Origin of the sequence: Paraburkholderia sp. 32, assembly GCF_050435345.1 — a bacterium.
In the GTDB taxonomy this organism is placed as follows: domain Bacteria; phylum Pseudomonadota; class Gammaproteobacteria; order Burkholderiales; family Burkholderiaceae; genus Paraburkholderia; species Paraburkholderia tuberum.
In genome coordinates, this window is record NZ_JBNDKD010000002.1 from 310,605 (window position 1) to 334,623 (window position 24,019).

At 60.5% G+C, this 24,019-nt stretch carries 19 protein-coding genes and 2 pseudogenes; 12 read left to right on the forward strand and 9 right to left on the reverse strand.

All coding sequences use genetic code 11. From position 1 onward, the window contains the following. Positions 1–586 precede the first annotated feature (586 nt). The 3 genes from OKW26_RS16740 to OKW26_RS16750 all read left to right on the forward strand — a co-directional run bounded on the left by OKW26_RS16740 (position 587) and on the right by OKW26_RS16750 (position 3,708). Complete coding sequence (locus OKW26_RS16740; protein ID WP_429332775.1) at positions 587–2,005, forward strand: DUF4384 domain-containing protein; 1,419 nt, start codon at positions 587–589, stop codon at positions 2,003–2,005. Positions 2,006–2,122: 117 nt separating this feature from the next. Beyond that, positions 2,123–3,118: a tetratricopeptide repeat protein gene (locus tag OKW26_RS16745; protein WP_429354436.1), complete on the forward strand. Its 996-nt coding sequence runs from the start codon at positions 2,123–2,125 to the stop codon at positions 3,116–3,118. Positions 3,119–3,135: 17 nt separating this feature from the next. After that, on the forward strand, positions 3,136–3,708 hold the full coding sequence (locus OKW26_RS16750) for a pentapeptide repeat-containing protein (RefSeq protein ID WP_429354437.1): 573 nt from the start codon (positions 3,136–3,138) through the stop codon (positions 3,706–3,708). Between the two features lie 345 nt (positions 3,709–4,053). Here the strand turns inward: OKW26_RS16750 and OKW26_RS16755 are convergent, their stop codons facing one another. Next, the gene (locus OKW26_RS16755; protein ID WP_429354438.1) at positions 4,054–4,494 is read right to left on the reverse strand and encodes a hypothetical protein; all 441 of its coding nucleotides are present in this window, start codon (positions 4,492–4,494) and stop codon (positions 4,054–4,056) included. 4 nt (positions 4,495–4,498) lie between these two features. Beyond that, positions 4,499–5,410, reverse strand: coding sequence for a hypothetical protein (locus OKW26_RS16760; protein WP_429354439.1), 912 nt, complete (start codon positions 5,408–5,410; stop codon positions 4,499–4,501). 63 nt (positions 5,411–5,473) lie between these two features. On the opposite strand from OKW26_RS16760, the gene OKW26_RS16765 reads away from it, so the two are divergent. Then, a complete protein-coding gene (locus OKW26_RS16765; RefSeq protein ID WP_429354440.1) occupies positions 5,474–11,401 on the forward strand; it encodes a DUF3320 domain-containing protein in 5,928 nt (1,975 codons plus the stop codon). Between the two features lie 118 nt (positions 11,402–11,519). On the opposite strand, the gene OKW26_RS16770 is transcribed toward OKW26_RS16765, so the two are convergent. Further along, positions 11,520–12,166, reverse strand: a protein-coding gene (locus OKW26_RS16770; protein ID WP_429355235.1) for an IS6 family transposase whose coding sequence is annotated in 2 segments (ribosomal slippage) — positions 11,520–11,971 and positions 11,971–12,166 — 648 coding nt in all. Because the reading frame shifts where the segments join, the coding sequence is not laid out codon by codon here. Between OKW26_RS16770 and OKW26_RS16775 the strand changes: the two genes are divergently transcribed. Then, positions 12,086–12,268: a hypothetical protein gene (locus OKW26_RS16775; RefSeq protein ID WP_429355275.1), complete on the forward strand. Its 183-nt coding sequence runs from the start codon at positions 12,086–12,088 to the stop codon at positions 12,266–12,268. The genes OKW26_RS16770 and OKW26_RS16775 overlap by 81 nt on opposite strands. A 208-nt stretch (positions 12,269–12,476) precedes the next feature. Continuing rightward, on the forward strand, positions 12,477–14,474 hold the full coding sequence (locus OKW26_RS16780; RefSeq protein ID WP_184058668.1) for a PhoX family protein: 1,998 nt from the start codon (positions 12,477–12,479) through the stop codon (positions 14,472–14,474). A gap of 223 nt (positions 14,475–14,697) precedes the next feature. Here OKW26_RS16780 and OKW26_RS16785 read toward each other — a convergent pair. After that, positions 14,698–15,172, reverse strand: a pseudogene (locus OKW26_RS16785) (tyrosine-type recombinase/integrase); the annotation flags it as partial. Here OKW26_RS16785 and OKW26_RS16790 point away from each other — a divergent pair. The 5 genes from OKW26_RS16790 (at position 15,087) to OKW26_RS16810 (ending at position 18,717) form a co-directional block, all read left to right on the forward strand. Then, positions 15,087–16,172 (forward strand): DNA-binding protein, encoded by a 1,086-nt coding sequence (locus OKW26_RS16790; protein ID WP_429355236.1) that lies wholly within the window; start codon positions 15,087–15,089, stop codon positions 16,170–16,172. The pseudogene OKW26_RS16785 and the gene OKW26_RS16790 sit on opposite strands and share 86 nt — an antisense overlap. Next, complete coding sequence (locus OKW26_RS16795) at positions 16,162–16,374, forward strand: hypothetical protein (protein WP_429354441.1); 213 nt, start codon at positions 16,162–16,164, stop codon at positions 16,372–16,374. The genes OKW26_RS16790 and OKW26_RS16795 overlap by 11 nt, the downstream gene beginning before the upstream one ends. A 5-nt stretch (positions 16,375–16,379) precedes the next feature. Continuing rightward, a complete protein-coding gene (locus tag OKW26_RS16800; protein ID WP_090811179.1) occupies positions 16,380–17,291 on the forward strand; it encodes a hypothetical protein in 912 nt (303 codons plus the stop codon). Positions 17,292–17,545: 254 nt separating this feature from the next. Continuing rightward, positions 17,546–17,908: a DUF1016 N-terminal domain-containing protein gene (locus OKW26_RS16805; protein ID WP_429354442.1), complete on the forward strand. Its 363-nt coding sequence runs from the start codon at positions 17,546–17,548 to the stop codon at positions 17,906–17,908. 206 nt (positions 17,909–18,114) lie between these two features. Further along, entirely contained in the window at positions 18,115–18,717 is a 603-nt protein-coding gene (locus OKW26_RS16810) for an SCO family protein (RefSeq protein ID WP_090811184.1), read from the forward strand. Positions 18,718–19,048: 331 nt separating this feature from the next. Here the strand turns inward: OKW26_RS16810 and OKW26_RS16815 are convergent. Beyond that, positions 19,049–19,591: pseudogene (locus tag OKW26_RS16815) on the reverse strand (cation diffusion facilitator family transporter); the annotation flags it as partial. Between the two features lie 8 nt (positions 19,592–19,599). Beyond that, complete coding sequence (locus OKW26_RS16820; protein WP_429355237.1) at positions 19,600–19,908, reverse strand: metal/formaldehyde-sensitive transcriptional repressor; 309 nt, start codon at positions 19,906–19,908, stop codon at positions 19,600–19,602. 629 nt (positions 19,909–20,537) lie between these two features. Here OKW26_RS16820 and OKW26_RS16825 point away from each other — a divergent pair. Further along, positions 20,538–20,873: an ArsR/SmtB family transcription factor gene (locus OKW26_RS16825; protein WP_429354443.1), complete on the forward strand. Its 336-nt coding sequence runs from the start codon at positions 20,538–20,540 to the stop codon at positions 20,871–20,873. Between the two features lie 232 nt (positions 20,874–21,105). On the opposite strand, the gene OKW26_RS16830 is transcribed toward OKW26_RS16825, so the two are convergent. From OKW26_RS16830 to OKW26_RS16840, 3 genes are all read right to left on the reverse strand, one after another. Then, a complete protein-coding gene (locus OKW26_RS16830) occupies positions 21,106–21,444 on the reverse strand; it encodes a hypothetical protein (protein ID WP_429354444.1) in 339 nt (112 codons plus the stop codon). Positions 21,445–21,557: 113 nt separating this feature from the next. Further along, complete coding sequence (gene zigA, locus OKW26_RS16835) at positions 21,558–22,748, reverse strand: zinc metallochaperone GTPase ZigA (RefSeq protein ID WP_090811193.1); 1,191 nt, start codon at positions 22,746–22,748, stop codon at positions 21,558–21,560. 103 nt (positions 22,749–22,851) lie between these two features. Then, positions 22,852–23,859: a CobW family GTP-binding protein gene (locus OKW26_RS16840; protein WP_429355238.1), complete on the reverse strand. Its 1,008-nt coding sequence runs from the start codon at positions 23,857–23,859 to the stop codon at positions 22,852–22,854. Positions 23,860–24,019 lie beyond the last annotated feature (160 nt).

A 24,019-nucleotide genomic window follows, 5' to 3' on the forward strand; every position in this document is an offset into this window, starting at 1 on the left:
CGCGCCATTCTCTTCGCAATAGTTACTAATGCTGTCATTTTCGCCGCACTGCATGGCGCGTCCACGCGCGCCAACGAAATTGGTTCTCGAACCGGTCTTGATCCCAGTCAACAGAGCAAGGTGACCAGTGCACTGGCGAGAAATCGTCTGTTGTCGAAAAGCACCGGGGCGGATGCCAACCCTGGCTCTTCTTCGTCCAGTAGTTCCGCGTCATCAGGCGCGTCTGTTGGCAAGGGCTGCACAACAGACATCGGCAATGTAGACCTTGGTAACCAGCGTCCAGGGGTCAGGGCGCCGAAAGATAATATCGTCGTTATCAAGGGTCCCATAGTTAACGGCTGTTGAGTGCCACTTATTGTTTTTTCAGGCGAATCAATTGGGAATTTACCGTTATTTTCAACGGAGGCCGCACCCTGTCGCCTCCGTTGCAGGTCGTGTTTGCGCGGCCATCACAGCGGTTTCGGTCACATCGTGTGCGCTTACGCCTCGCGACCATAAGGAAGTCATTTCGCAGGCCTATTCCGAAGGCAGTCCCGTCGTCGAGCCGGTTCGTTCGATCAGCTCCTTCAGTCGCTCGTTGGCGTGCATGGACGAAATGCTCGCCAGCACCCATCAGACTCCTATCCGCATCACGAGTAAATCTATCGCCGATCCCTCTGGCAAGGCTGGAACATCGGTCAAGGACCTCGTGATTACCGCGCTGGCGCAAATGTCCGAGCGCAGCAAGACGTTCGAGTTCGTCGATTACGAAATCAATCTGGTTCAGCAGGACACTGTTCAATATCTCAGCAGTCTGCTGCTCGGAATGAACGCAATGAACATCGAGCCGCCGCAGGTCTATGTGTCCGGCGCGGTTAGCTATATCGACGAAAACGTTGTCGGCAAGCGGCGTAGCCTCGGCATTTCGGCAGACGGGTCGATTCGTGGTCACGAATTCAGCACAGACTTGGCCTATGATGGCGACGTGCATGCGTCGATTATTGCGCTGGAATTGCACCTGGGCGAGTTACGAACCCGCACGCTGGTGCCAGGTATCTATGCGGCCAACTCCGCCATCGTTGCAAAAAGCGGCAGCGGAATCGAAGGGGGCGGCACGATCTTCAAGACGGGGGTGCAGTTCTCGTTGAGCAACGACCATAGCCAGGGGTCCGGACTCGCACTGCGCAGCCTCGTCGATCTCGGCATGATCGAGCTGGTCGGAAAGTGGCTGAAACTGCCATATTGGCAATGTCTGTCGCTCAACGAAGCAGCGCCGGAATTCCAGCGGGAACTGCGCACGTGGTACGACGCGGCAACACCGGCATATCTGACGATGCTCGCGCAGACTGTCCTGCGCCGGGAGACCTATTACGACGGTCCCGTGGACGGTATATCGTCCACCGAACTGAAGGCTGCGATTGCGGAATTCCAGATGGACCAGGACATTCCGTCCACGGGATTGCTGAGCTTCCCGACCTATCAGGCGATGCTTGCGAAGCGAGTTCCGGTTGACGTCCACGGAAATGTACAGAAGGTTGATCTATCCGCGGTCGCTCCGGCGTCGGACGCCTTGTCATTGAAGGAGGGAGGGCAAGGTCCGATCGACGTCACGCTGAGTGCAGAAGGCGGCGATCATCCCCGGGTGGGTGACGAGCTCAATCTGGACGTGCGGCTCAATCGAAGTGCGGCGCTGCGTTGCTACTACGAAGATGCGAGCCATACCGTTACGCAGATTTATCCCAACCCTTTCGAGCCGATGAGCGAGGTGCAAGCCTATTCGAGCACATCGATTCCTGTTAAAGACAAGCGATTTTCAATCCGTTTCGAAAAACCGGGCCACGAGGAGGTGCTGTGTTTCGCTGCAAACGCTTCTGTGTTCGAACATCTTCCATCCGAGTTGAAGGGTCCAGGGCTCGAGACCATCACGGGATTCCCGGCACTGGTAGACATTACGAACGCGATGCTTGCGCTCAATGCGCCGAGCCTCAGTGTGGGTCGGCTAAACGTCGCTGTCGGCAGCCGATAGTGGGGCTCCTCCGAGCCCCGCAAACTCAAGTGAAATCGAAATATGCAAAGAAAGATACGTGGCCGATTTCGGCAAAGATGGACTTGCTCGGCCAGCTTCCTTCCGCTGATCGTATCGATGAGTATGCCTTCCGCGCACGCGACCGTGGTCATTCACCAATCCACGATAGCGCCGGATGTCCAGGGACTGTCTGACAGGTTTTCCGACTTCCGTATTCGCGGTGAGAGCGATGCATCGTTCTCTGCAAAGCGCGGCGTGACCGAGCAAGGCGCAACCACATACGACGATCTGGCCGACAAGACCTATGACGACGGCCTTACGGCGTATCGTGCTGGCATGGCGGCAATGGAATCGGATGACACTGGTCGCCAGTTTCAATACGCGGCAGCGATCTGGCAGCAAGGTCTAAATTCCGGTGACGCTCGGAACTATGTTGCAATGGCTGTGCTGTACCTGTACGGGCGTGGTGTTGCACGCGACCTCTTCTCCGCTCAGTCCTACGCGAATGGTGTGGCTGTGAAGGGCAATCCCGGCGGACGACTGGTTTTGGGACTCGTTATGCGGGCAACTGGAGATGTGGAGAAAGGACTACGCGAGATTCGTACGGCGGCGTCAGCAGGCAATCGGGTCGCCGAGAACGAACTCGGAGTAATCTACGAGTCGGGCGACGGAGTCCCGGAAGATCTGGCCGAAGCAAAGCGATGGTACGCCTCTGCCGCTATGAAGGGACTGGTTGCTGCCTCTCGCAACCTGATGCGATTGAATGGCGGGAATGAACCGAAAACAGCCCGCGAGCAATTTACCGATGTACGTCAGGAAGCAGAGAAGGGCGATCGGGTTGCGATGTATGAACTCGCGACGATGTACCACATCGGCAAGGGGACCACTATCAATTATTCGGCGGCGCTCGTCTGGTACAGGCGCTCCGCAGAGCGACAGTACTCCCGCGCGAAGAATATGCTTGGATTGATCTTCTCAACAACTAATGGCGAGCAGCTTGATCCTGCCTGGATGAGACAGATTGCGCAGACAAGCATAGCTTCGTCCTCCAATATCTCCGCCGACAAGCCGCTACACGCAGATATTCTCTCGGAAGAGGTTGTTGAAAAATGAATCTAGGAAGACACGTAATGGCAATGTGCCGCGCTTTGCTATTTGTCTATGTGGCGCTATTCGGCCGCGCTGCGCTGGCCGAAAATTCAATCACCGAATCCAATCGGGTACTCGAGCTGCATAATGTCACTATTACTAACAGGCAAATCGGTCCGGGTTCGACGGCGACAATGAATATCAGTGGTGTTCGGCCGTCCAGCGTGACTAAAGGATCTGCATCGGATCAGGTTTCGTCGTCACACATCGTCCTTCAGAATACTGAATTGAAGGGGGTGAGCTGGAAGAAGAAGGATCTGTCCCATGCGACTCTTGAAAACGTCGGTGCAGTCCGTGCCGACCTCGCCTCGGCATCGTTGCGGGAAAGCGTGAGCAAAAATGTGGATTTCAGTGGCGCGGATCTATCTGGTGTCGACTTTTCTCGAGCCGACCTGACAAACGTCTCGTTCGATAACGCGAATCTACGCAATTCCAACTTCGAAGACGCGCGGTTTGTGAATGTAAGCTGGAGCGGATCTGATCTGTCTGGTGCCCGATGGACCCACGGGCAACGGTGTCTGCCTAAGTCGATCAATGGGTGCAAGCTGGAATAAGGCTCGGCTGAGCAATGAGCGCACCGAGACCTGCCTGGCGGGGCGACTCGAGCGGCAGACGGCGTGGTTCGAAAAGCGCCGATTTTGGGTAACACGGACGAACTGAGCCGCACCGCTCGTGGAGGGCGGTGTGTTGATTTTTGATTAGTATCCCGATGGATTTGAAGGTCTTGGGTATCGACCTCCCGCGCTCAGGCTTGCCGCGGTTGAAGCGCTCCGAGTCCCAGCATCGTGAGCCAGTGCGGGTGGTCCAGCCCTGTCATCAACTCGCACGGACTTTTGCCTTGACGCTCGGCCCGGCGGCTGCGCACGAAGCGCCGATGATTCAGGAAGAAGCGCAGTAGGTCAAGGTAAGGGGGCGCCCAGATGGCGACGCAGCGTGAAATAGTTGCGCAAGCGCGAGTTCAGATTTTCGACGAGCGCACTGCTGCGCGGCGTGTGGGCCATGGCCTCGGACACCGCGGCGAACACGGCGTGGAACTGGCCGCCCAGTCTGGCGCGTAGCCGGCCCCATCCCTGCCAGTACGCGGGTGAGGTGCGCGGCTTGCGATGCAGCACACACGCGGCGCGCACGAGCTCATCCGAGACGTTGGCGCGCTGCGCGATCGCGGCGAGCTTCTCATCGAGCACGCCGGCGAACGCGAGCAGGTCATCGCGCTGGCTCTGCAGCGCGATGCGCACCGGGCGGATGCGGCACGTATCCAGCGCTTCGCGCACGCCCAATTCCTCGACGATGAAGTCGAACAGCGCTTGCCGCGTGGCGAGTTGCGGACCCGCCAGCGACACGATGTCATGACTGAGCCACTGGGTCAGCGTGCGGATGTCGCAGGCAAACTGATGCGCCTGCGCTTCTGTCCGACGTGCCCGCCTCAGCTGGGCAGCGAAGCCGCCGGCGCACCCCCGCGAGCGCGGCTGGTTGAGCCTGGCTTGCAGCTTCTCGCGCCGCGACCGGGCGCCCCTGGCGAGGGTTGCCCAGCGTGTTGGCCAGTCCTTCGCACTGGCGCTGGATGTGGAACACATCGCCATGGCACGGCGTGTCGCCCCAGGCGGCCTTCTGCCCGGCGCGCAGGCCCCGGCCGGCATCGGCAATCGTGTAGTCGGGCGCCAGTCCCTGCTGCGCCGCGTCCAGCAGGTGCACGCCCCAGGTGTCGCCGTCGCGATGGGCCTCGGCCGCCAGCAAGTAGCAGTAGGTCGACTCGGCATCGACGCCGGCCAGCACCGGCCGCGAGCCTTGGAAGATCTCGTCGTGCAAGCCCACGCGAATGCCGGACAGGTCTTGCTCGCGGTTGAGCGCGGCCGCTTGCTGCGCGGCCCATTGCTGCACGTCGTGAACGTTGCCCACACTGGTGGACACGCCCAGCAAGTCGCGCATGAACTCCACCACGCCGCGATACGAGCTGCGGCAGATCAGCGTCAGCGCGACCATCACCTGACGCAGCCACCTCTTGCTGACCGGCAACTCGAACAGCACTTCATCCTCCGGTATCGCTGACGCAAACGCGTCCGCCAGCGCGACGCCGGCCTTGCGCGTTTGCGCGTAGACGAACTTGCGGCTCACGCCGTCCCGCGCGGCCAGCGCGCTGATCGTCTCGGATCCCTCGAGACAGGGGTGGCAAAAGCGTGTCCGGGCCAGATTGCTTGAAACAGCCCGCGATTCAATGCAGCCAATAATGCGATTTCGGCTTTCCCGATTGACGGCCATCTGGCGTATTCTTACGTGCAAAACGTGAGAACGATTTAAAAAGAACGCTGATAAGGGGGTACGATGGACGTCCAACAAGAACCGGATCTGGAATCCGTAACCGCCGAGGAAACAACCCCTGCGCCGCTGCTTCTGGAGATCGAGGCCGACCCTACACTGGGCTATGCGTCGATCCAGAATTCCGTGCCCGTAGTCCGTGCCTTGCGCGTAACGAACCGCGGTAGCGAACCTCTCGAGGCCGTGGATGTCCTGGTCGGGTGCAATCCTCGCTTCGCTCAAGGCGTGAAGCTTCACTTTGCAAAGCTCACTCCGGACGAAAGCAGGCGCATATCCCCTTTAGATCTGGCAGCCGACCACGGTTATCTGGCCGACCTCCAGGAGGCTATTACCTCATCGGTTACTGTGGTCGCGCAGGCCGGCGATATAGAACTGGCCCGGATAAACCACCCCGTCGAGATTCTGGCCTACGATCAATGGGCCGGTACGCGCGCCATGCCCGAGTTGCTCGCGTGCTTCTCAATGCCGAACAACCCGGCGATCGACATCCTCATTGGCAAGGCGTCCAAGTTGCTTCGCGAGCAGCACAGCGACCTGTCGATGAATGGATATCAGTCGAAGAGCCGCGATGTGGTGTGGAAGCAGATTTCCGCGATTTACAGCACGCTGGCCGCGGAGAATTTGCAATACGCTGAGCCGCCAGCTTCTTTCGGGGTGGATGGTCAGAAAATCCGAACCCCTGACCGTGTTATCGAGGGAAGAGTAGCCACTTGCCTTGACCTCGCGATGCTTTTCTCGTCATGTCTGGAGCAGGCTGGTCTACGTCCCGTTGTCTTGCTCAAGGATGGTCATGCCTGGGTAGGTGTATGGCTTCATCAGGCCTGTTTCGCCGATCCTCTCACCGACGATGTTCAGGCGGTACGGAAACGCGTCGATAGCGGCGAGTTTCTGGTATTCGAGACCACGGCAGTCGCACAGCATTCGAGCCGTCGCCCCTCGTTGAGAATCGCCCTGGAACAGGGTGCGGTCCATCTGCTCGAAGAAGGCACGTTCCGGTATGCGGTTGATATCCATCGGGCCCGAGAACTGCAAATCAGGCCATTGCCGTCCCGCGTAGCAGGGATTAAGCGATCCGAGACCGAAGACGCGGAAAAGCCCGCGGCCATTGAACCGACGCCGGTCCTCCCACCGCTTGACCCAGAGTCTCTGACGTCTCTCGATCTAGGTGGCGACGAGACGCCGGAAGGGCGCTTGTCGAAGTGGAAATCCCGGTTGCTGGATCTGACGCTTCGTAACCGGCTTCTCAACTTCAAGTCGACTAAATCGACACTGGCGCTGGTCGCGCCGGACCTGGCCAAGCTCGAGGACGCCATCGCCGAAGGCGTCGAGTTTCGCGTGCGGCCAATGCCGACCCTGATGGAGGGAAATGATCCGCGCATGGCCGAGGTCCATGCGAGTCGCAGCGGACACCACCCCCTTGACGACATGGCACTCAACGCCCTGGACAACAAGGAGTTGATCGCACGGATGCCGCAGGAGGCGTTGGATGGCAACCTTCTGAGCATTTTTAGTGCGGCGCGGACTGGTTTGGAGGAAGGCGGCGCGAACACACTCTATCTCGCCTTGGGCATGTTGCGGTGGACGGAGGCGGAAAGCGCCGAGAGCGTGCATCAGGCGCCTATCATCCTGGTTCCCGTGGCGCTACAGCGCCAGTCGGTGCGAAGCGGTTTCCGGCTTAGCCGTCATGACGATGAGACGATCATCAATCCAACGCTGCTGCAGATGTTGCGTTCGAACTTCGAATTGCGCATTCCAGGTTTGGACGTTATGCCGATGGATGAGAAGGGCGTCGACGTCGGGAAGGTGCTCCAGGCGTTCCGTCTGGCGGTGCGCGAGATCCCCAAGTGGGAGGTCGTCGAGCAGGCGCACCTGGGTATTTTCTCTTTCACCAAGTATTTGATGTGGAAGGATCTCCAGGATCGGACAGAGCAACTCAAGGCGAATCGAGTAGTCCGACATCTCATAGAGAACCCCGGGCAAGCATTTGAGAAGGAGGAGGGCGACGAACGTTTCGAGAGGCTGGATGAATCGCACAAGCCTCAGGACCTGTTCACGCCAATGCTGTCTGACTCGTCGCAGCTAAAGGCCATCTGCGTAGTCGACTCCGGGCATGATCTGGTTCTTGAGGGCCCGCCCGGTACGGGCAAAAGCCAAACCATCACAAACCTGATTGCCCATTTGTTAGGGAGAGGTAAGACGGTCCTGTTCGTATCCGAGAAGATGGCCGCGTTGGAGGTTGTGCATCGGCGACTCGAGTCGCTCGGTCTGGGGCCGTTTTGTCTTGAACTGCATTCGTCCAAAGCGCGGAAGTCGGAAGTCCTGCAGCAACTCGGCAAGGCTCTGGATTTCAGCGGCCAGCGAACGAGCGAAGACTGGAGCCGGGAAGCAGGACGTCTGGCCCAGCTGCGGCAGGATCTGAACGATCTCGTCGATGCATTACATCACCCGCACTCCAACGGGCTCACCGTATATCAGGCAATCGGAACTTGCATCGCGCACGATGGCGAGGAAGCCTCCCTGATGTCTTGGGCAGATGCATCCGCTCACGATCACAAATCCCTCGAAAGCCTGCGAGAAACATCGAGACGGATGGCCACCCTTTCCGGGGCGCTCGTCGCGCTGCATGGCCATCCGCTTGAACATATTGGCAGAACCGACTGGAGTCCGAGCTGGCAGGACGAACTCTTGACAACTGCGCGTTCGCTTGAGCAGGCGATCCAGGCATTCAAAGGCGGTGCAGCCGAGGCGGAACGCAGCCTGGGACTTCCGGTTTCCGGTTTGAGCCTTGAGGGATACGAAAAGGTTGACCGTTTGGCAGACGTTCTGCTCGGAGCGCCACAGGTGCCTCAAGGCGTTGCCGCACAAGCTTACGACGCTGAAGTCCGGGCACAACTGCAACGGCTTGCCCGGCATGGGAAGGCGCGCAACGAGTCATGGAGCAATCTCGAGGCGAGTTGGACTGAGCGGATCTCAGAAGTCAGCGCGAAATCTCTAAAAGACGAGTGGGCGCAAGCGTCGAACACCTGGTGGCCTAAATCAGCGATCAAGAAGCGCGCTATCCGCACACGGCTTGCGAGCTACAGCATTACCGGAGCGCGGCCGACGGACGAAGCTGTTGGAGCAATGTTGCCTCATCTTGCAGGCGTCAATGCCGAGGACGAGCAGCTTCTCGCGATGAAAGGCAACGCGGAACGTGTACTGCAGGATACGTTCAACGGCGTGAGGACGGACTGGGACCAGGTATTGCGGTGCGAGCAATGGGCGCAACGTTTCTCAGATGCTGTCACCTTGGTTGCTGGAGATCCGGTCGCGGCAGCTGAACTGCGAACCCGTTTCCAGCATATGGTGGTCGAAAACCGTGCTTTGCTGCAGCCGGGAGGTCCGATGAGCAAGTCGCTGGTTGCTTATCGCGACGCGTGGCGTGAAGTGCGTGCCAGCCTGTCGGCGCTGGAAGCACTGGCAGAACCGACTGCACCATTGCAGGGGCCGACTGACACTGACGGCGCTCTGGAGCGGATGCTCGGTATTACTGCGGCGTGGCATCGGGCGAAGAGCCAGTTTATGTCATGGTGTCTGTGGCGGCAGGTTCGAGAGCAGGCCGTGCATCTGGGGTTGCAAGGCGTCGTAACTTCGCTGGAAGATGGCCGTGTGCCACTGGATTGTGTCGAGGAGCACTTCGAGTACAGCTACCAGAATTGGTGGGTGAAAAAGGTCATCGACAAAGACTCGGTGCTGCGCACGTTTTCCAGCGCTGACCACGAACGGAAGATTCGTGAGTTCCGCCAGTCCGACGAGCGATTCCAGCATCTGACGGCGCAACATGTTGCCGCGACGCTTGCTGGCAAGGTGCCGGCGGGAAAAGGCATGGTGGTCAGCAGCGATAGTGAACTCGGGCTGTTGCGAAGGGAACTGCAAAAGAAGACACGCCACGCGCCGGTGCGCCAACTGATGCACGGACTTCCGAGTCTGCTCCCCAAGCTGAAACCGTGTCTGTTGATGTCGCCGCTATCTGTGGCTCAGTATCTCGACGCTGGGCACGCACAGTTTGATGCCGTCGTCTTCGATGAGGCTTCCCAGATTCCCGTGTGGGACGCCGTGGGCGCCATAGCGCGTGGCAAGCAACTGGCCGTTGTTGGAGACACGAAGCAGCTGCCACCCACGAGCTTCTTCAGTAAGTCGACGGATTCAGACGACAACGGCGGCGATGATGCTCAGATCGAAGACCTCGAAAGCATTCTGGACGAATGTCTGGGTGCGGGGATGAATCGTCAGCGGCTGCAGTGGCATTATCGCAGCCGGCATGAGAGTCTGATTACCTTCAGCAACGTTACCTATTACGACTCGCAACTCATCACCTTTCCGTCGCCGGTGACGGACGACGTGGCGGTGCGCCTTGAGCGCGTCACGGGTGTCTACGACAGAGGTGGTAGCCGGACAAACCGGGCAGAGGCCGAAGCGATTGTGCGTGGAATCGAGCAACACTTTCTGGATTCAAAGCACCAACATCTGACTTTGGGCGTTGTCACGTTTAATCAGCCGCAGCAGTCGCTCATTGAGTCGTTGCTTGACGCGCGTCGCCGAGCCAATGCCGCGCTCGACAAGGCGATCTCTGCGCAGTCGCGCGAGCCGTTGTTCATCAAGAACCTTGAGAACGTTCAGGGCGATGAGCGCGACGTGATTCTTTTTTCGATTACCTACGGTCCCGACGCAGCCGGCAAACTCACCATGAACTTTGGGCCACTGAACAGCGAGGGTGGACAGCGACGACTCAACGTGGCGGTGTCCCGTGCTCGCGAAAGAGTGGTGATTTTCAGCACCCTGCGACCGGAGCAGATCGATCTTTCCCGCGTGAGGGCTGCGGGTGTGCGCGACCTGAAGCACTATCTCGAGTTTGCGCTGAAGGGCCCCAAGGCGTTGCTGGAGCAATCATTGCCTACTGGAATGGAGCCGGACAGTCCATTCGAGGGCCAGGTCATCAAGGTGCTCCGCGACCACAACTGGGTTGTTCATCCTCAAGTGGGTTGTTCTGGGTATCGCATCGACATTGGCGTCGTTGATCCCCGAGCACCGGGCCGTTATCTCATCGGGATAGAGTGCGATGGTCGCGCCTACCACTCGGGTGCGACTGCGCGTGATCGAGACCGCCTTCGTCAAGTAGTGCTCGAAGGGTTGGGATGGCGCATACATAGAATCTGGTCGACCGACTGGTGGTTAAATCGGGATGTCGAGGTTCAGAAGCTCCTCGCTCGTTTGGACAAGCTACTTCTCGATGATGATGGTGCCGACGAGGAGGCTCCAGCAGCGGCGTCAATCCCGGAGACGGTAGAGACCGAAATCGTCGACAGCGTTCCTTCGGCCACTCTTGCATCGGACATTGACGTCTCTCTACCTAAGTACACGGTCATCATCCCAGCGGGAGGCAAGCCGGAAGACTTTTACGACCTCACCCACGGCCGGAAGCTGACGGAACAACTGATCGAGATAATCGAAGCTGAAGGACCGATTCACGAGAGTGTCCTTCACCGCAGAGTCGCAAGAGCGTGGGGTTTGGAGCGAACGGGTACGCGAATTGTTGATCGTCTCCGGATGCTGACGCCTCGCGAGCAAGGTCGAACCTCGGACGGAAACGCGACGTTTTACTGGCCAGCTAAGGTAAATCCGGCAGAGTGGGGCGTTTTTCGTGAGGCCTCGGATGAGGAGACTTCACGTCGGAAGGTCGATGATGTGTGCCTGGAAGAGTTAGCTAACGGTGTGCTTCATGTGCTTGAAGAAACGGGCAGTGCACCAACCTCTGACGTCGCCAAATCCGTGTGTCGGCTGATTGGAATGTCGCGTACGCCGGGAGATGCCGAAGCTAGGGTTGGGCTTGCGATATCACGTCTTGTATCAAGTGGGAGCGTGACGATGAGTGGCACCGTTTTGAAGCTTTCGTAATCGAAGGATCGTATGCGGGGCGTGGAGCAGCAGTCGTCAAGACGAGGCTCCACATACGTAAGGTGGCTGTGGTGCAAACTGGGTAGGCGGGCGAGAAATCGCCCATGTTTCGGAGACCTCAACGAGCTGAAAGAACCGGCATCCAAATCGAGGGCGAAGTGGTATCTTTGAGGTGCATGCTGGTGAGATCGAACTGGCCTTTGCGAATGCGATGCATCAGTTCGATGCCGGAGAGGGTAACGGCGGCGCTGTGGAACCGCTTGAACCCGAGCATCACGTTCACCCGCGATTTGATGTGGCAGTGATCCTGCTCAATGAGGTTATTCAGGTACTTCGAGGATCGCAATTTCGTTCGCCTGGGTAGCGACTCGTCGGTCCTCATCTCGCGGACCGCCCGAAGAGATGCCGCGTAGCCGTCCAGCGTAATCGTCTCAGGAGCGCGTCCCTGAGTTCTGATTGCCTTCGCGAAGAACGCCTTTGCTGCCGCCACGTCGCGCCTCGCGCTGAGGCGAAAATCGATCGTCTTTCCCGCTCGGTCAACGGCGCGGTAGAGATAGGCCCATTTGCCGCGATCTTCACGTAGGTCTCGTCGACTCGACACGACTGACCGGCTGTCGTAGCCAACCGATTCCAGCGTTTGACGAACTCCGGCGTGTAGCGCTTCACCCAACGCAGGATCGTAGTGTGGGCGAGGGACAGGCCGCGCTCAGCCATCATCTCGACAAGATCACGCAGACTGAGCTTGTAGCGCAGATACCAACGCACGCAAAGGACGATGACTTCGCGGTCGAAATGACGCCCGTTGAACAACCGTTCGAGATCTTTCAGCTTGCTCATTGGCTCGTGGTCGTCAAAAGCTCAAGGTAACAGACCGACGCACCGGAATTGCACCACAACCGGGCAGGCCGGCAGACCAGGCTGATTCAAAAATTACTAAAACCTGTCAATATACTTTCATATTAACTTCATAGAATCCTCGCGTCATAGCGGCGCGAGCGTGAACCATGTGGTTTCGGGCTGACTGCGTGCCGGCTGTGCATTCACCCACGCTACCCGAACCCTGGATCACGACAACATGGCAGAGCCGTTCGACATTTCCCGCCGCAAGGCCCTGAAACTACTTGCCGGTGCGCCGATGCTGCCGCTAGGCGGCATCGCCACGGCGTCGATGCTGACCGCTTGCGGCGGCGATCTGGCGACTCCGTCGGCCAATTCCGCCACGCCTACTACGCCTGCCACCCCGGTCGCGAACTTCACTTCGGCGTCTTTCACCAGCATGCCGGCGCCGTCGCTCGCCAATCCGTCGCTGATGGCAACCACCACGGTCGGCTCAGGCCTGACGGTTTCGTATTCCGACGGCTCCCAAAAGGCTTACAAACTCGCGTACCAGCCGTTCTTCATGACCGGCGATCTGGTCCCGGACGGCAACGGCGGCACCGTGCTGGCAGGCGGGTACTTCGACATCAACAACCAGCCGATCGACGACGATTCGGTGCCCGCGCAACGGCGCCAGTTCTTTTCGGACTCGCCGGACGGTACGTCGCTGCTGAAGATCGATGGCGCGAAGGTCGCCGGCGTAAAGGGCAACACGGTGTTCGCTGTGGTCCAGTTCGAATACACGACGCGCTCGCAGTCCGGCAGTGACATGTATGGCCGCCTCCCGTCGCCGATCGCGGTGCTGACGCTGGATCAGGATCCGGCCACCGGCAAGTTGACGCTCGTCAAGTATCACAACGTCGACACGTCGCCCGCGAATGGACTGTGGATCACCTGCGGCGCGAGCCTGTCGCCGTGGAACACGCATCTGTCGAGCGAGGAATACGAGCCGGATGCGTTCACGGCCAGCTCGAGCAATCTGGCGCAGTACAAGGCGTTCAACGATAACCTGTACGGCAACACGAACATTGCTTTCAACCCGTATCTCTATGGTCATCTGCCGGAAATCACGGTCAAGGCGGATGGCACCGGCTCGGTCAAAAAGCACTATTGCCTCGGGCGCATTTCGCACGAACTGGTGCAGGTGATGCCGGACAACCGCACGGTCCTGATGGGCGACGACGCGACCAACAGCGGCCTCTTCATGTTCGTGGCGGACAACGAGAAGGACCTGTCGGCCGGCACGTTGTATGTGGCGAAAGTGGGCGCGGGCTTCTCGGTCGATCCGGCCGCGGCGGGCGCGGACCTGACGTGGATCAGGCTGGGTCACGCGACGAGCGCGGAAGTCGAGGCCATGGCGAAGTCGAATCGGCCGCAGGACGTCATCGACGTCAAGTGGACCGATCCTGCCGACGCTAACTACCGGAAGATCTTCGCCGGCGGCACCGCGCAGTGGGTCAGGATCATGCCGGGCAAGGAGAAGGTTGCGGCTTTCCTCGAAACCCATCGCTACGCTTACCTGGCGGGCGGCAGCATGGGCTTCACGAAGATGGAAGGGACGACGGTCAACATCAAGGACAAGATCGCGTACTCCGCTTTGCAGAACATCGTCGACTCGATGGTGAAGGGCAACGCGAAGGGCTGGAACGCGGAGAGCAACATTTCCGTCGACGCCGCGATCAACGCCGGCGGCGTGCTTCAGCACAAGCTCGCGGGCGGCCAGAAGGATAACCAGGGTGCCGCGATCAACAGCGAGTGGGTGCCGGTGCACACCAGCGCGCTGCTGGTCGGCAAGGACATCGCCGCCGACGCGCTCGGCAACAAGGCCGACCCGGAGTTGGTCGCCAACCCGGACAACCTGAAATTCTCGGAGAAGCTGCGCACGCTCTTTATCGGCGAGGACAGCGGCTACCACGTGAACAATTTCCTGTGGGCGTACAACGTCGACACGAAGCAGCTCACGCGTCTGCTGTCGACACCCGCCGGCGCCGAATCGACCGGTCTGCATGCGGTCGACGAACTCAACGGCTGGACCTACATCATGAGCAACTTCCAGCATGCCGGCGACTGGGGCAGCCAGCATACGCAGGCGCTCAGGGACACGCTCGATCCGCTTGTGCGCGTGAATTACAGGGATCGCTTCGGCGCGTCGGTCGGCTATCTGACAGCAGACCCGACATCGATCAAGCTGGTGTGACGGCAAGGCTCGCAGAGATCCTCGCAAGTCTCATTGTGGGGAAATTGATGGCGCGTTGATCCGATACGAAAAGCACGGTTCGCGAGCGGTTCATCGCCCCCTCTCTGGAGGGGGTTTTTTATTGGAGCCGGGAGGCAAGGTTGTGTGTTCGCAAGACACTCTTCGAACTGTGACATAGACCTGCATTCAGGCAACTGCGTGGTGATAGTCAGCGACTACGGGGCGGATTGCCAGCCAGATAGCCGGCTTCGACGAGCCACGCGAACAGCGCGTTGATGATCACCATCGCCTGGTACTGGCTACTCGGCCGGAGCGTCCTGTAGAACGGCCGCCAGCGCGGATCATGGCGCGGGTATTTGCGCCCGCCGTCGGCGACCCAGCGCGCGTGCGGCAACGGGTCTTTCAGGAATTGCCGGAAGAGTTGCAGGTCTTCGTGCGTGAGCGACGACAGCGGCTTGCCCAGTTGCACGATCGCCCATAGCAGCAGCCGTTCGGCTTCCTTGCGGTAATTCTCGAAGGTGGTCTTTTTTGTCGGCGACCCGCGCGAGCCATGCGCGGACCGCATTCAGGTCGTCGTGGGCGGCGATCTGTGAATGCCCGCGCGTCCGGTTGCTGCCATCGCGGCCGTCGAGATCGGCGGACAGTTCAAGCGCATCGAGGGGCGTCCTGCCCGACGAAACCCGCCTCTCGGCTGAAATCGACCGCCTGAAAGGCGAATTCCCGAAGACCCGCGAGCTGTACCGCGAAGTCTGCGCGCTACTGTTCTTCCGCTTCGGGATCGCGCCGACCGCGAACCGGCTTTACCAGCTGGTGAAGCGCGGCAGCATGAGCACGCCGACCCAGGTGCTCGGTGAATTCTGGGCCGAACTGCGCGAAAAGAGCCGGGTGCGCATCGAACACCCCGACCTGCCCGCCGATCTGGGGCCGGCTGCCGGCGAACTGGTCGCGGTGCTCTGGACCCGCGCAACCGCCTCTGCCGAAGCCGCGCTCGACGCGCTGCGCGACGAGGTCGAGGCGCAACGGTCGGTCGTTGCTGCCCGCGACGAACTGGGTCGCGTCGAGACCGCGCTCGAACAGCGCACGGCGACGCTCCTTGCCGCGCAGGTCGAGGTGCGCGAACTGGAAAAGGCGCAGACCGAGGGCCACGCGGCGCGGCAGGCGTGCGAGGCCGAGGTCGTCCGGCTCAAGGCCGAGGCGCTCGTGCGCGACCGTGAACTGGACAAGGTGCGCGAAGGTTTCTCGCGGGATCTCGAGAAGCTGCGCGAGAGCGCGGAACGCGCCGAAGAGCGCCTGCGAGCATCGGAAAAGCGCGCGCTGCTGGAGATCGACCGCGAGCGGGGTGCGGCCGCGAAGCTGCGGAAGGACCTCGATGCCGCGGTGAAGCGGGCCGACAGTCGCGGGGCGGACCATCACCGGGCGGTCGAGGCGCTGCAGGCGCAGCTCGGGGACGTGCGTCACCAGGCGGGCGTGCTGCAGGGACGGCTCGATGCCGTGCTGGCCACGAACGTCACGATCCAGCAACAGCTGGCGGCACTGCGGCAGGCGGATACACGCGACGCCCGCCCAGCCCGCGCGAAGTCCGCCTCCACCCCGGCGCGGCGGGTGGCGACACGCCCTTCACGCGCGCCGCGCGTCACGCCCGCGCCAGCCAGCAAGACCGTAGTGCACCGCAAGCGGGGAAAGAGGGATGGAAAATAGAACCCGCCCGCGCAAGAGACGGAAGGCCCCGGTCTGTCCGCCGATCGGCGCGCTGTTGCGCTATGGCGAGCGGACCGTGCGCGTGATCGCCGAAGCGAGCGGCCAGCGCGCGATCATCGAGTCGGTGCACGAAGACGGAAGCACCTTCCGCAGCACGGTGAAGTGGGCTAATCTGGCCGCTCTTCACGATCAGCTCTTCTGAGCGGGATGAACATGCAGCAGCCCACCATTCAGCAGCTCGACATTTTCGCCGACAGCCGTGATGTCATGTTGCGTAACGACGTGCTGGAGCCGCTGCAGCGGCGCGATGCGGTGGCGGCGCGAACGGCACTGGAGCTGCTCGCCGGCGAATATCCGGACGATGGCGCGCTCCCAGCGATGAGCGTGCTGGTTCGTGAACTGGAACGCGGATCGCCCACGCCCTTTTCTGATCACGAGACGCTGGCCAGCGCACGCCGGCATCTCGAGGACGAGGTCGTACTTGCCGCCCGGCGGGTGCTGCCCGCGCAGAATGTTCAGTCGTGGCTCACGCCGTGCTGGCGAGCGCTTGCTCAGCGGGCTGAATCGCTACCGTTTCGTACCGCCGACGCAGACAGTCACGCCGTGCCGCTGTGGCTTTTGGCGGGCGACGGGGCGGCTGCGATTGAAGCAGTCGAAGCCATCGAGTCCTGGTCGCGCATCCCGGCACCGCTTGCGTGGATGACCGAGGCACGCTACCGGGCGGCCGGCCTGGATGCGGCGTGGCCGCTGCTCGCGCAGCTGGCGTGGCTGGCGCCGGCGAGGTTCGTGGCGTTGTTGCCCACCTTGGGTGATGCTTCGCTGGACGCGCTGCGCCGGCGCTTCGATGCCGAATTCCCTGGCACCGGCGAGGTCGACGACTATTCCTGGTTCCCGGCATGGCTGCTGTTGGTGAAGCCGGCGCTCGCCGGCAGGTTAGGTGAGGCGCGCGTGCAGCGTGACCAGGCGGCATCGCGCGCGACGGCCCTGCTCGGAGAGATCCGGCGCCGGGAGCACGAAGGCGACCAGCATGAACTCATCGGGCTGCGCCAGGAGCTCAGCCGGCTGCATGCGGGCCTGTTCGACACCTACATGGCGACACGGAAAGTGCAGCACCGTTGATCGGTGAGCGAGGCCGCGAATGGTCACATCGGGCAGTCGTCCTGCAATCATTCGCGAGATGCGACCCGGGGGCGGACGGTTCGCCCGGGCGAGGAGACGGCCGCGAGGCCGAACAGGTATCCGTAATTGTCTCCGCACTGCGGAGACAATTCGGACGCTCGCCGGCGCAAGCCCCGGTGACGGGTTTGAAGACAGATTGGGCCGTCCGCGGGCAGTTTTAACGCGGCGGTAGCCGCACACCTGAGCATGAAAGTATGAACGACCTTACGCCTTCCTCCTTGCTTGACGAAGTCCGACAGCTGATCGATTCGGCGCGCGAACGGGCCGCCGTTGCGATCAATGCAGAACTGACACTGCTGTACTGGCAGGTGGGGCATCGTATTGAGGCAGAGGTATTGCGGGGCGCCCGCGCGGAGTACGGGCAACAGGTGATCGGATCGTTGGCGCGTCAGCTTACCGCCGAATACGGGCGCGGCTGGAGCGACAAGCAGTTGCGCCACTGCATGCGTCTTGCGGAGGTTTTTGCCGACGAAGCGATGGTCTCCGCAGTGCGGAGAGAATTGAGCTGGACGCACCTGAAGACGCTGATCTACATCGACGACCCGGTGAAGCCTTAAGCATTCCCTCTTCGCTTCCCGCCTTACGCGCGACATTTCGGCGCTCTCGGGTGACGCGGCCTGTGGCGCAACGGCCCTCGAATGGAGACTTGTCGTTGAGAGTTGTAAAGCGGATGAGGCACTACGCGGGCAGACGAATGAAAGCTCTCCGCAATAGACTGTACTTCCCAATCCTGATCTTTGCGACGGCAATGCCGCACCAATCCATGCCCCCATTCTTTGATCGCTGTGTGCGTCTCGTTGTCGGCGCAACGCTCTCTGTTTCACTTGCCGCCTGCCACCATGAAGAGCCGTGGAAGCTCACGGATGTCCAGGGGCATTTGCCCGATCTGGATTTCGCGCTGACCTCCGACGCCGGCAAGCAGATTAGCCAGGCGAACCTGGCAGGCGATGTCACACTCGTCTACTTCGGCTACACGCATTGCCCGGACGTATGCCCGGAGACGCTGGCCAAACTGGCCCAAGTGACGCATCAACTGGGCGGCGCCGCACAGCATGTGAAGGTCCTGTTCGTGAGTGTCGACCCGGCGCGGGACACGCCCGCAGTGATGCATGCGTATGTCGATGCGTTTGACGCAAAGCACGACGTCGGCCTGACCGGTTCCGACAGCGCGATCAAGGCGCTCGCGCAACGCTATCGCGTCGCGTACCAGGCTGACAAGCCCCGCGCGAACGGTGGATACGAGGTAACCCATAGCTCGGCGATCTACATATTCGATGCGAAAGGGCACGCGCGCCTGATCGGTGCGGACGACGATCCGGTCGACGCATTTGTGCACGATCTGCGTCAATTGGCCGACGAGACCTGACGACAGGCGCCCGCGACGGTGCCGAAGAGGCCGCGAACGAGCCCGAGCACCCACGGTGTTTTCAACAGATAGAGTCGGACGTACGTCGGAGACTCCGGCCAGATTCGCCCGGAGGAGCGCTTGTTGTCGCCGCCCGAAGTTCCACGCATACCACCGCGTTCAGCTGGTCAATAACCGGCTACGACCAGAACCCTATGCACGCTCAACGCAAGGTTTCCTGGCATACAAGTGTGTGGCGCCGGTAGCATCGTGGATCACGCCACCGCTTGAGCAGGCTGGACCTCGACCGTGACATGGGACAACCCCTTAAAGCGCTGGAGCACCGCATGATGCCATCTTCGAAGATGGAAACGGCAAACACACCGGACCGAGCGAAGATCTTCTGCGCCTCGTCTTCGTAACCATGCCCGTGATGGTCGCCGAGCAGCTACGCGCTCGCCAGGTTGACCGACAGGCCTACCACCGGGATGAGAATCGCTTCGCCGAAATGAATCGATACTGGCGACAGAAAGCGCGACACGGCCTCGTACCCAATCAGCACTGCGATCATGGCAAGTACGATGGCACTCGTGAAGCCCACGGGATCGCCAAGCTTGCCAGTACCGAAAACGAAGCGGGGGTCGGCAGCATGCTTACGCGCGTATGTGTACGCGAGGGCTGCAATCAGCATTGCTCCAGCGTGCGTCGACAGGTGCAGACCGTCTGCAACAAGCGCCAGTGAGCCAAACACATTGCCGCCGATGATTTCAATCAGCGTCATCGCGCTGCACAGCGCAACGACCGCCGAGGTCCTGCGCTCGTTCTGCTCGTGAGCCGCGCCCAGAAAGAGGTGGTCGTGTCCTGCGCCGAACGCCGAGTCTTTGAAATCACTCATGTGCTGCTCTACTTGAAATAGCTGTGAACGACTTCGATGAGCTGGTCAGTCGCGCTGCCGGCCGGCTCTTTGTGGATTTCGGCATCGACGAGATGCGTGCGGATATGCTCCTCGAGCACTACCGCCAGCAGGCCATTCATCGCGCCGCGACAACTGGTTATCTGCTGCAGGACGTCGATGAATCCACGCTCTTCCTCAAGCGCCCGCTCGATGGCTTCGACTTGCCCCTTGATGCGGCGGACCCGGTTGAGAAGCTTCTGTTTCTCACGAATGGTGTGGCTCGTGAATGACCTCCGATATACCGCAGGAGCGTATATGCCAGATAGGGTGGAGGGATATGCTAATTCTCCCCCCGGTGAACGAAGGCGAATTGAAAGAATTTGACTGCATTAGACCCGGCTTCGCCTTTCGGGCAGCGGCCTTTATGGATGAACTTTGTTTGCGCGAGGACGGCACGTGCAAGCGAATCCACGATACGCGATAGGGCGTCACCGTCCCACCGGGACGCGCCAGGCGCGCGATCATTGCGATTGGCTCGTGCCGCTTTGGCGTCCGGTCACCAGGAAGAAGCAGGCATACGTTTTCCTGACGTGATCGGCTGCTTCTGGCCGGACACAGCATCGTGTGATAAGAATATGCGCCGCGTGCTTCAGATGCTGCGAGCGACGCTACGCGAACCCGTCGCGGCCGTTCGACCTGGCTCCGATCGAAAGGCTACCTTGAAGGTGCTGCCGCCATCGCTCGGTTGCGGATAGCTAATCGCCCAATTCGACCCTTCGTACATAGCCTTTTCGTCGCGCCTGGGTCCTGGCCACGTTAATGTGTCGAGAACCATCGGTCGACTTCGATATCTCGATGGCCCCTGGCAGGAGACGGGCAACCGTGGTATTTCCGTGCATGCGGCGGTGCGTCATCTATTGGCGACGTGACTCTTTGGAATGCAAAAATGCAGGCATCCGAGTTGACCGACGACCAGGTCGCGGAACCGGTAGAGATGTTCCGGCAGATCGGCGATCCGACCCGCCTGAAAATAATTGCAGCATGCCTTCGCGTGCCGATGTGCGTTTCCTACATCGCGGCAAGATATGGCCTGGCGCAAACGCTCGTCAGCCGTCACCTGCGGCTTTTGCGAGCAGCCCGGGTGCTGCGCGCCGATCGGTGCGGAAAACAGATTTTCTGTGTAGCAACTGACGAGCACGTAAAGCTTGTCATCAGCGACATGGCTGAACACGAGTGTGAGCATCCGCCGTCCGAATTTGATGAGCCACCGAAGGAGGAATGACGGGTTTTGCAGCTGACCTGCAAGGCAAGCCCCGATATTTTCCGGCTATCGAACCCACCGCGCCGGTTAATTAAAGCACAGACGCGTTTGCTTCATCGGGGGCATGGCATCATCTAGACGGAAACAAAGGGCGTTGACTTCGGCGTGCGCAAGGAGGATCGCTTTAACATCTGGCCGGATTAACCGTTGCCCATTGGGGGCACGCCGCGAAGCCCACGTCATGCGTTCACTATCACGTGAGTCGAGGAGCACTGCTATGAGCACCTGCAACGAACCGCATCATGCCCATCATGACCATCAGCATGGTCCGAACTGCGGACACACTGCGATCAGGCATGGCGATCACACTGACTATCTGCACGATGGCCACCTGCATCACCCCCATGGCGATCACGTGGACGAACACCGGCTGGAGGTGAGCGCAAAAAATCCGGATCAATGTACTTCCAATTGCGGCGGTCATGAGTCGGGACATGTCCACGGGCCGGCATGCGGCCACGAAGCGGTACCGCATGGCGATCACGTCGACTACCTGGTCAACGGCCACCTGCACCATCCGCACGGCGATCATTGCGACGACCACGGCCCGGTTGAGCTCGCCTGAGTGCCCGGCGCCAGGCAGGCGAAGTACCTCAATACGATTGAGTATGCCTGGTGCCAGGTTATTGCCTGGGTGGACACACCTTACTGCGTCCACTCAGGGAACGGGTCGGTAAATTTGTGCCACTCGACTTCATCACGGGCCAGTTCGTCCTCGCTTAGCAGGCAGGCATCAAAGGACGCGCGCAAGGCTGCCTCGTCCATTCCGGTGCCGATCAGGACCAGCTCCTGTTGACGATCCCCGAAACGCTCATGCCAGCGGCTTCGGATGATAGCCTGTGCTTCGGGCTCCTGCGGCCAGGCGTGCCTGGGCACGGCCGCCCACCAGGTCCCGGCGCGTCCGTGACGCGAGACCGCGCCGGCTTGCGACCATTCGCCGACCGCATGGTTGCGTGAGGCCAGCCAGAAGTACCCCTTCGAGCGCACGACGCCCGGCCACTCGCTCTGAATCCAGTCGAAGAAACGCTGCGGATGAAACGGACGGCGCGCGCGGTAGACGAAGCTGGTGATGCCATATTGTTCGCTTTCGGGAATGTGTTCGCCGCGCATCTCCTTGAGCCACCCAGGCGCTTGCGCAGCGGCTTCGAAGTCGAACAGGCCGGTATCGAGGACCTGCCCGATCGGCACCTGGCCAAAGCGGCTTTCGACGATCTTCGCGCGGGCGTTCAGCACCCGCAGCACGCCTTTGAGCAACTCCAACTCGCTTGCGCTCACAAGGTCCGTCTTGTTCAGCACGATCACGTCGCAGAACTCGATCTGCTCGGTCAGCAGATCGACCACGGTGCGGCGGTCTTCCCCGCCCATCGTTTCGCCGCGATCCGCCAGGAAGTCGTGGGAACCGTAGTCGCGCACAAAGTTATAGGCGTCGACGACCGTCACCATCGTGTCCAGGCGAGAGATATCCGAGAGGCTGTGACCTTGTTCGTCGCGAAACGTGAAGGTTTCCGCCACCGGCAAGGGCTCGGATATGCCCGTGGATTCGATCAGCAGATAGTCGAAGCGCTTCTCCCGCGCGAGCCGCTGGATCTCGATCAGCAGGTCCTCGCGCAATGTGCAGCAAATGCAACCGTTGCTCATTTCGACGAGCTTTTCGTCGATGTGCGAGAGCTGGCTGCCGCCGTCACGAATCAGCTGAGCGTCGATGTTGACTTCCGACATATCGTTCACGATTACGGCCACCCGCTTGCCTTCGCGGTTATTCAGGACGTGGTTCAGGAGCGAGGTCTTGCCCGCGCCGAGAAAGCCGGACAGTACGGTGACGGGGAGCTTGTGCATGGGAAAAGTGGAGCCTCAAACGTGGTGAAGAAGATCGCATGAATCGACACGGCCAGCCTGCTGGCCGAGGCGGGTGCGCGGCAAGCAGGCGCGATCCTTCGTGTCAGTTCTGCAGGACTTCGCCAACCATACAGTTGTCGAGGCCCGCCTTGATAAGATCATGTGGCAACTGTTTGCCGATGAAAACAATCCGGGTTTCGCGCGTTTCATTCGCGCCCCAGGACTTACCGATATCCGCGCCAAAAATCATATGTACGCCCTGGAACACTGCGCGACGGTCGACACCCGCCAGGTTCAGCACACCCTTGTAGCGCAGCATCGCGGCACCATGGATCGCAACCGTGGCGCTGAAGAACGCCTCGAGCTTGTCCCGATCCAGAGGCGCAGTAGTGCGGTAGACGAAGGACGTCACATCGTCGTCATGCTCGTGCGAAACGTCTTCAAGGAAATCGGGCTCGATGTCGACAATGGCATCCAGACTGAAGCTGCGGATGTCGAGCAGTTGCTTCAGGTCCGTCTCGCCAAAATGTGCCGGCCTGATCGTCGCGCGCGGGTTCATCTGCCGCAACCGGCGCATCAGTTGCTGCGCCTGCTCTTCGCCAACGAGGTCCACCTTGGATACGAGGATACGGTCCGCGAATCCGACCTGCTCCTGCGCTTCGTGATGTTCGTCGAGCTGCTCGCCGCCATGCCGTGCGTCGACAACCGTCACGATGGCGTCGAGCAGGTATTTCTCCTGCACGACATCGTCAACAAAGAACGTTTGCGCGACGGGCGCCGGATCGGCAAGTCCCGTTGTCTCGATGATGACCCGCTCGAACGCGAGTTCTCCTGTCTCCCGTCGCGCGGCGAGCGTCGAAAGAATGCGCACCAGGTCGCCACGCACCGTACAACAGATACAGCCATTGTTCATTTCGACAATCTGCTCGTTACCGTCCTGCACCAGCAATTCGTTGTCGATGCCCGCTTCGCCGAACTCGTTTTCGATGACCGCAACGCGTCCGCCGTGATGCTCGGTCAGGATGCGGTTGAGCAAGGTCGTTTTTCCGGCGCCGAGGAAGCCGGTCAGGATGGTCGTCGGGATACGCTGGAAGCCGGTTGCATCTTGCATTGCATTCTCCTGTGAGCGGCACGCGCTCAAGCATGTTCGCCCGTCGAGGTGCCCGGACGCTGAGCAAATGGTTACGGTCGAGATGCCCCCATGCGGTGACAGCCCGCTTCGCTGATGTCACGCTCCGGGACGGCCAGTCTGTCTGCTGGGAACGCTGGAC

Bases quoted from the DNA above. Each gene is read 5' to 3' on its own strand.
- OKW26_RS16765 (WP_429354440.1), top strand. From the start codon at position 5,474: ATGGACGTCCAACAAGAACCGGATCTGGAATCCGTAACCGCCGAGGAA.
- OKW26_RS16805 (WP_429354442.1), top strand. From the start codon at position 17,546: ATGAACGACCTTACGCCTTCCTCCTTGCTTGACGAAGTCCGACAGCTG.
- OKW26_RS16760 (WP_429354439.1), bottom strand. From the start codon at position 5,410: ATGGCCGTCAATCGGGAAAGCCGAAATCGCATTATTGGCTGCATTGAA.
- OKW26_RS16750 (WP_429354437.1), top strand. From the start codon at position 3,136: ATGGCAATGTGCCGCGCTTTGCTATTTGTCTATGTGGCGCTATTCGGC.
- OKW26_RS16810 (WP_090811184.1), top strand. From the start codon at position 18,115: ATGCCCCCATTCTTTGATCGCTGTGTGCGTCTCGTTGTCGGCGCAACG.
- OKW26_RS16780 (WP_184058668.1), top strand. From the start codon at position 12,477: ATGGCAGAGCCGTTCGACATTTCCCGCCGCAAGGCCCTGAAACTACTT.
- zigA (WP_090811193.1), bottom strand. From the start codon at position 22,748: ATGCACAAGCTCCCCGTCACCGTACTGTCCGGCTTTCTCGGCGCGGGC.
- OKW26_RS16800 (WP_090811179.1), top strand. From the start codon at position 16,380: ATGAACATGCAGCAGCCCACCATTCAGCAGCTCGACATTTTCGCCGAC.
- OKW26_RS16740 (WP_429332775.1), top strand. From the start codon at position 587: ATGGACGAAATGCTCGCCAGCACCCATCAGACTCCTATCCGCATCACG.
- OKW26_RS16830 (WP_429354444.1), bottom strand. From the start codon at position 21,444: ATGATCGCCGTGCGGATGGTGCAGGTGGCCGTTGACCAGGTAGTCGAC.
- OKW26_RS16840 (WP_429355238.1), bottom strand. From the start codon at position 23,859: ATGCAAGATGCAACCGGCTTCCAGCGTATCCCGACGACCATCCTGACC.
- OKW26_RS16795 (WP_429354441.1), top strand. From the start codon at position 16,162: ATGGAAAATAGAACCCGCCCGCGCAAGAGACGGAAGGCCCCGGTCTGT.
- OKW26_RS16825 (WP_429354443.1), top strand. From the start codon at position 20,538: ATGCAGGCATCCGAGTTGACCGACGACCAGGTCGCGGAACCGGTAGAG.
- OKW26_RS16745 (WP_429354436.1), top strand. From the start codon at position 2,123: ATGAGTATGCCTTCCGCGCACGCGACCGTGGTCATTCACCAATCCACG.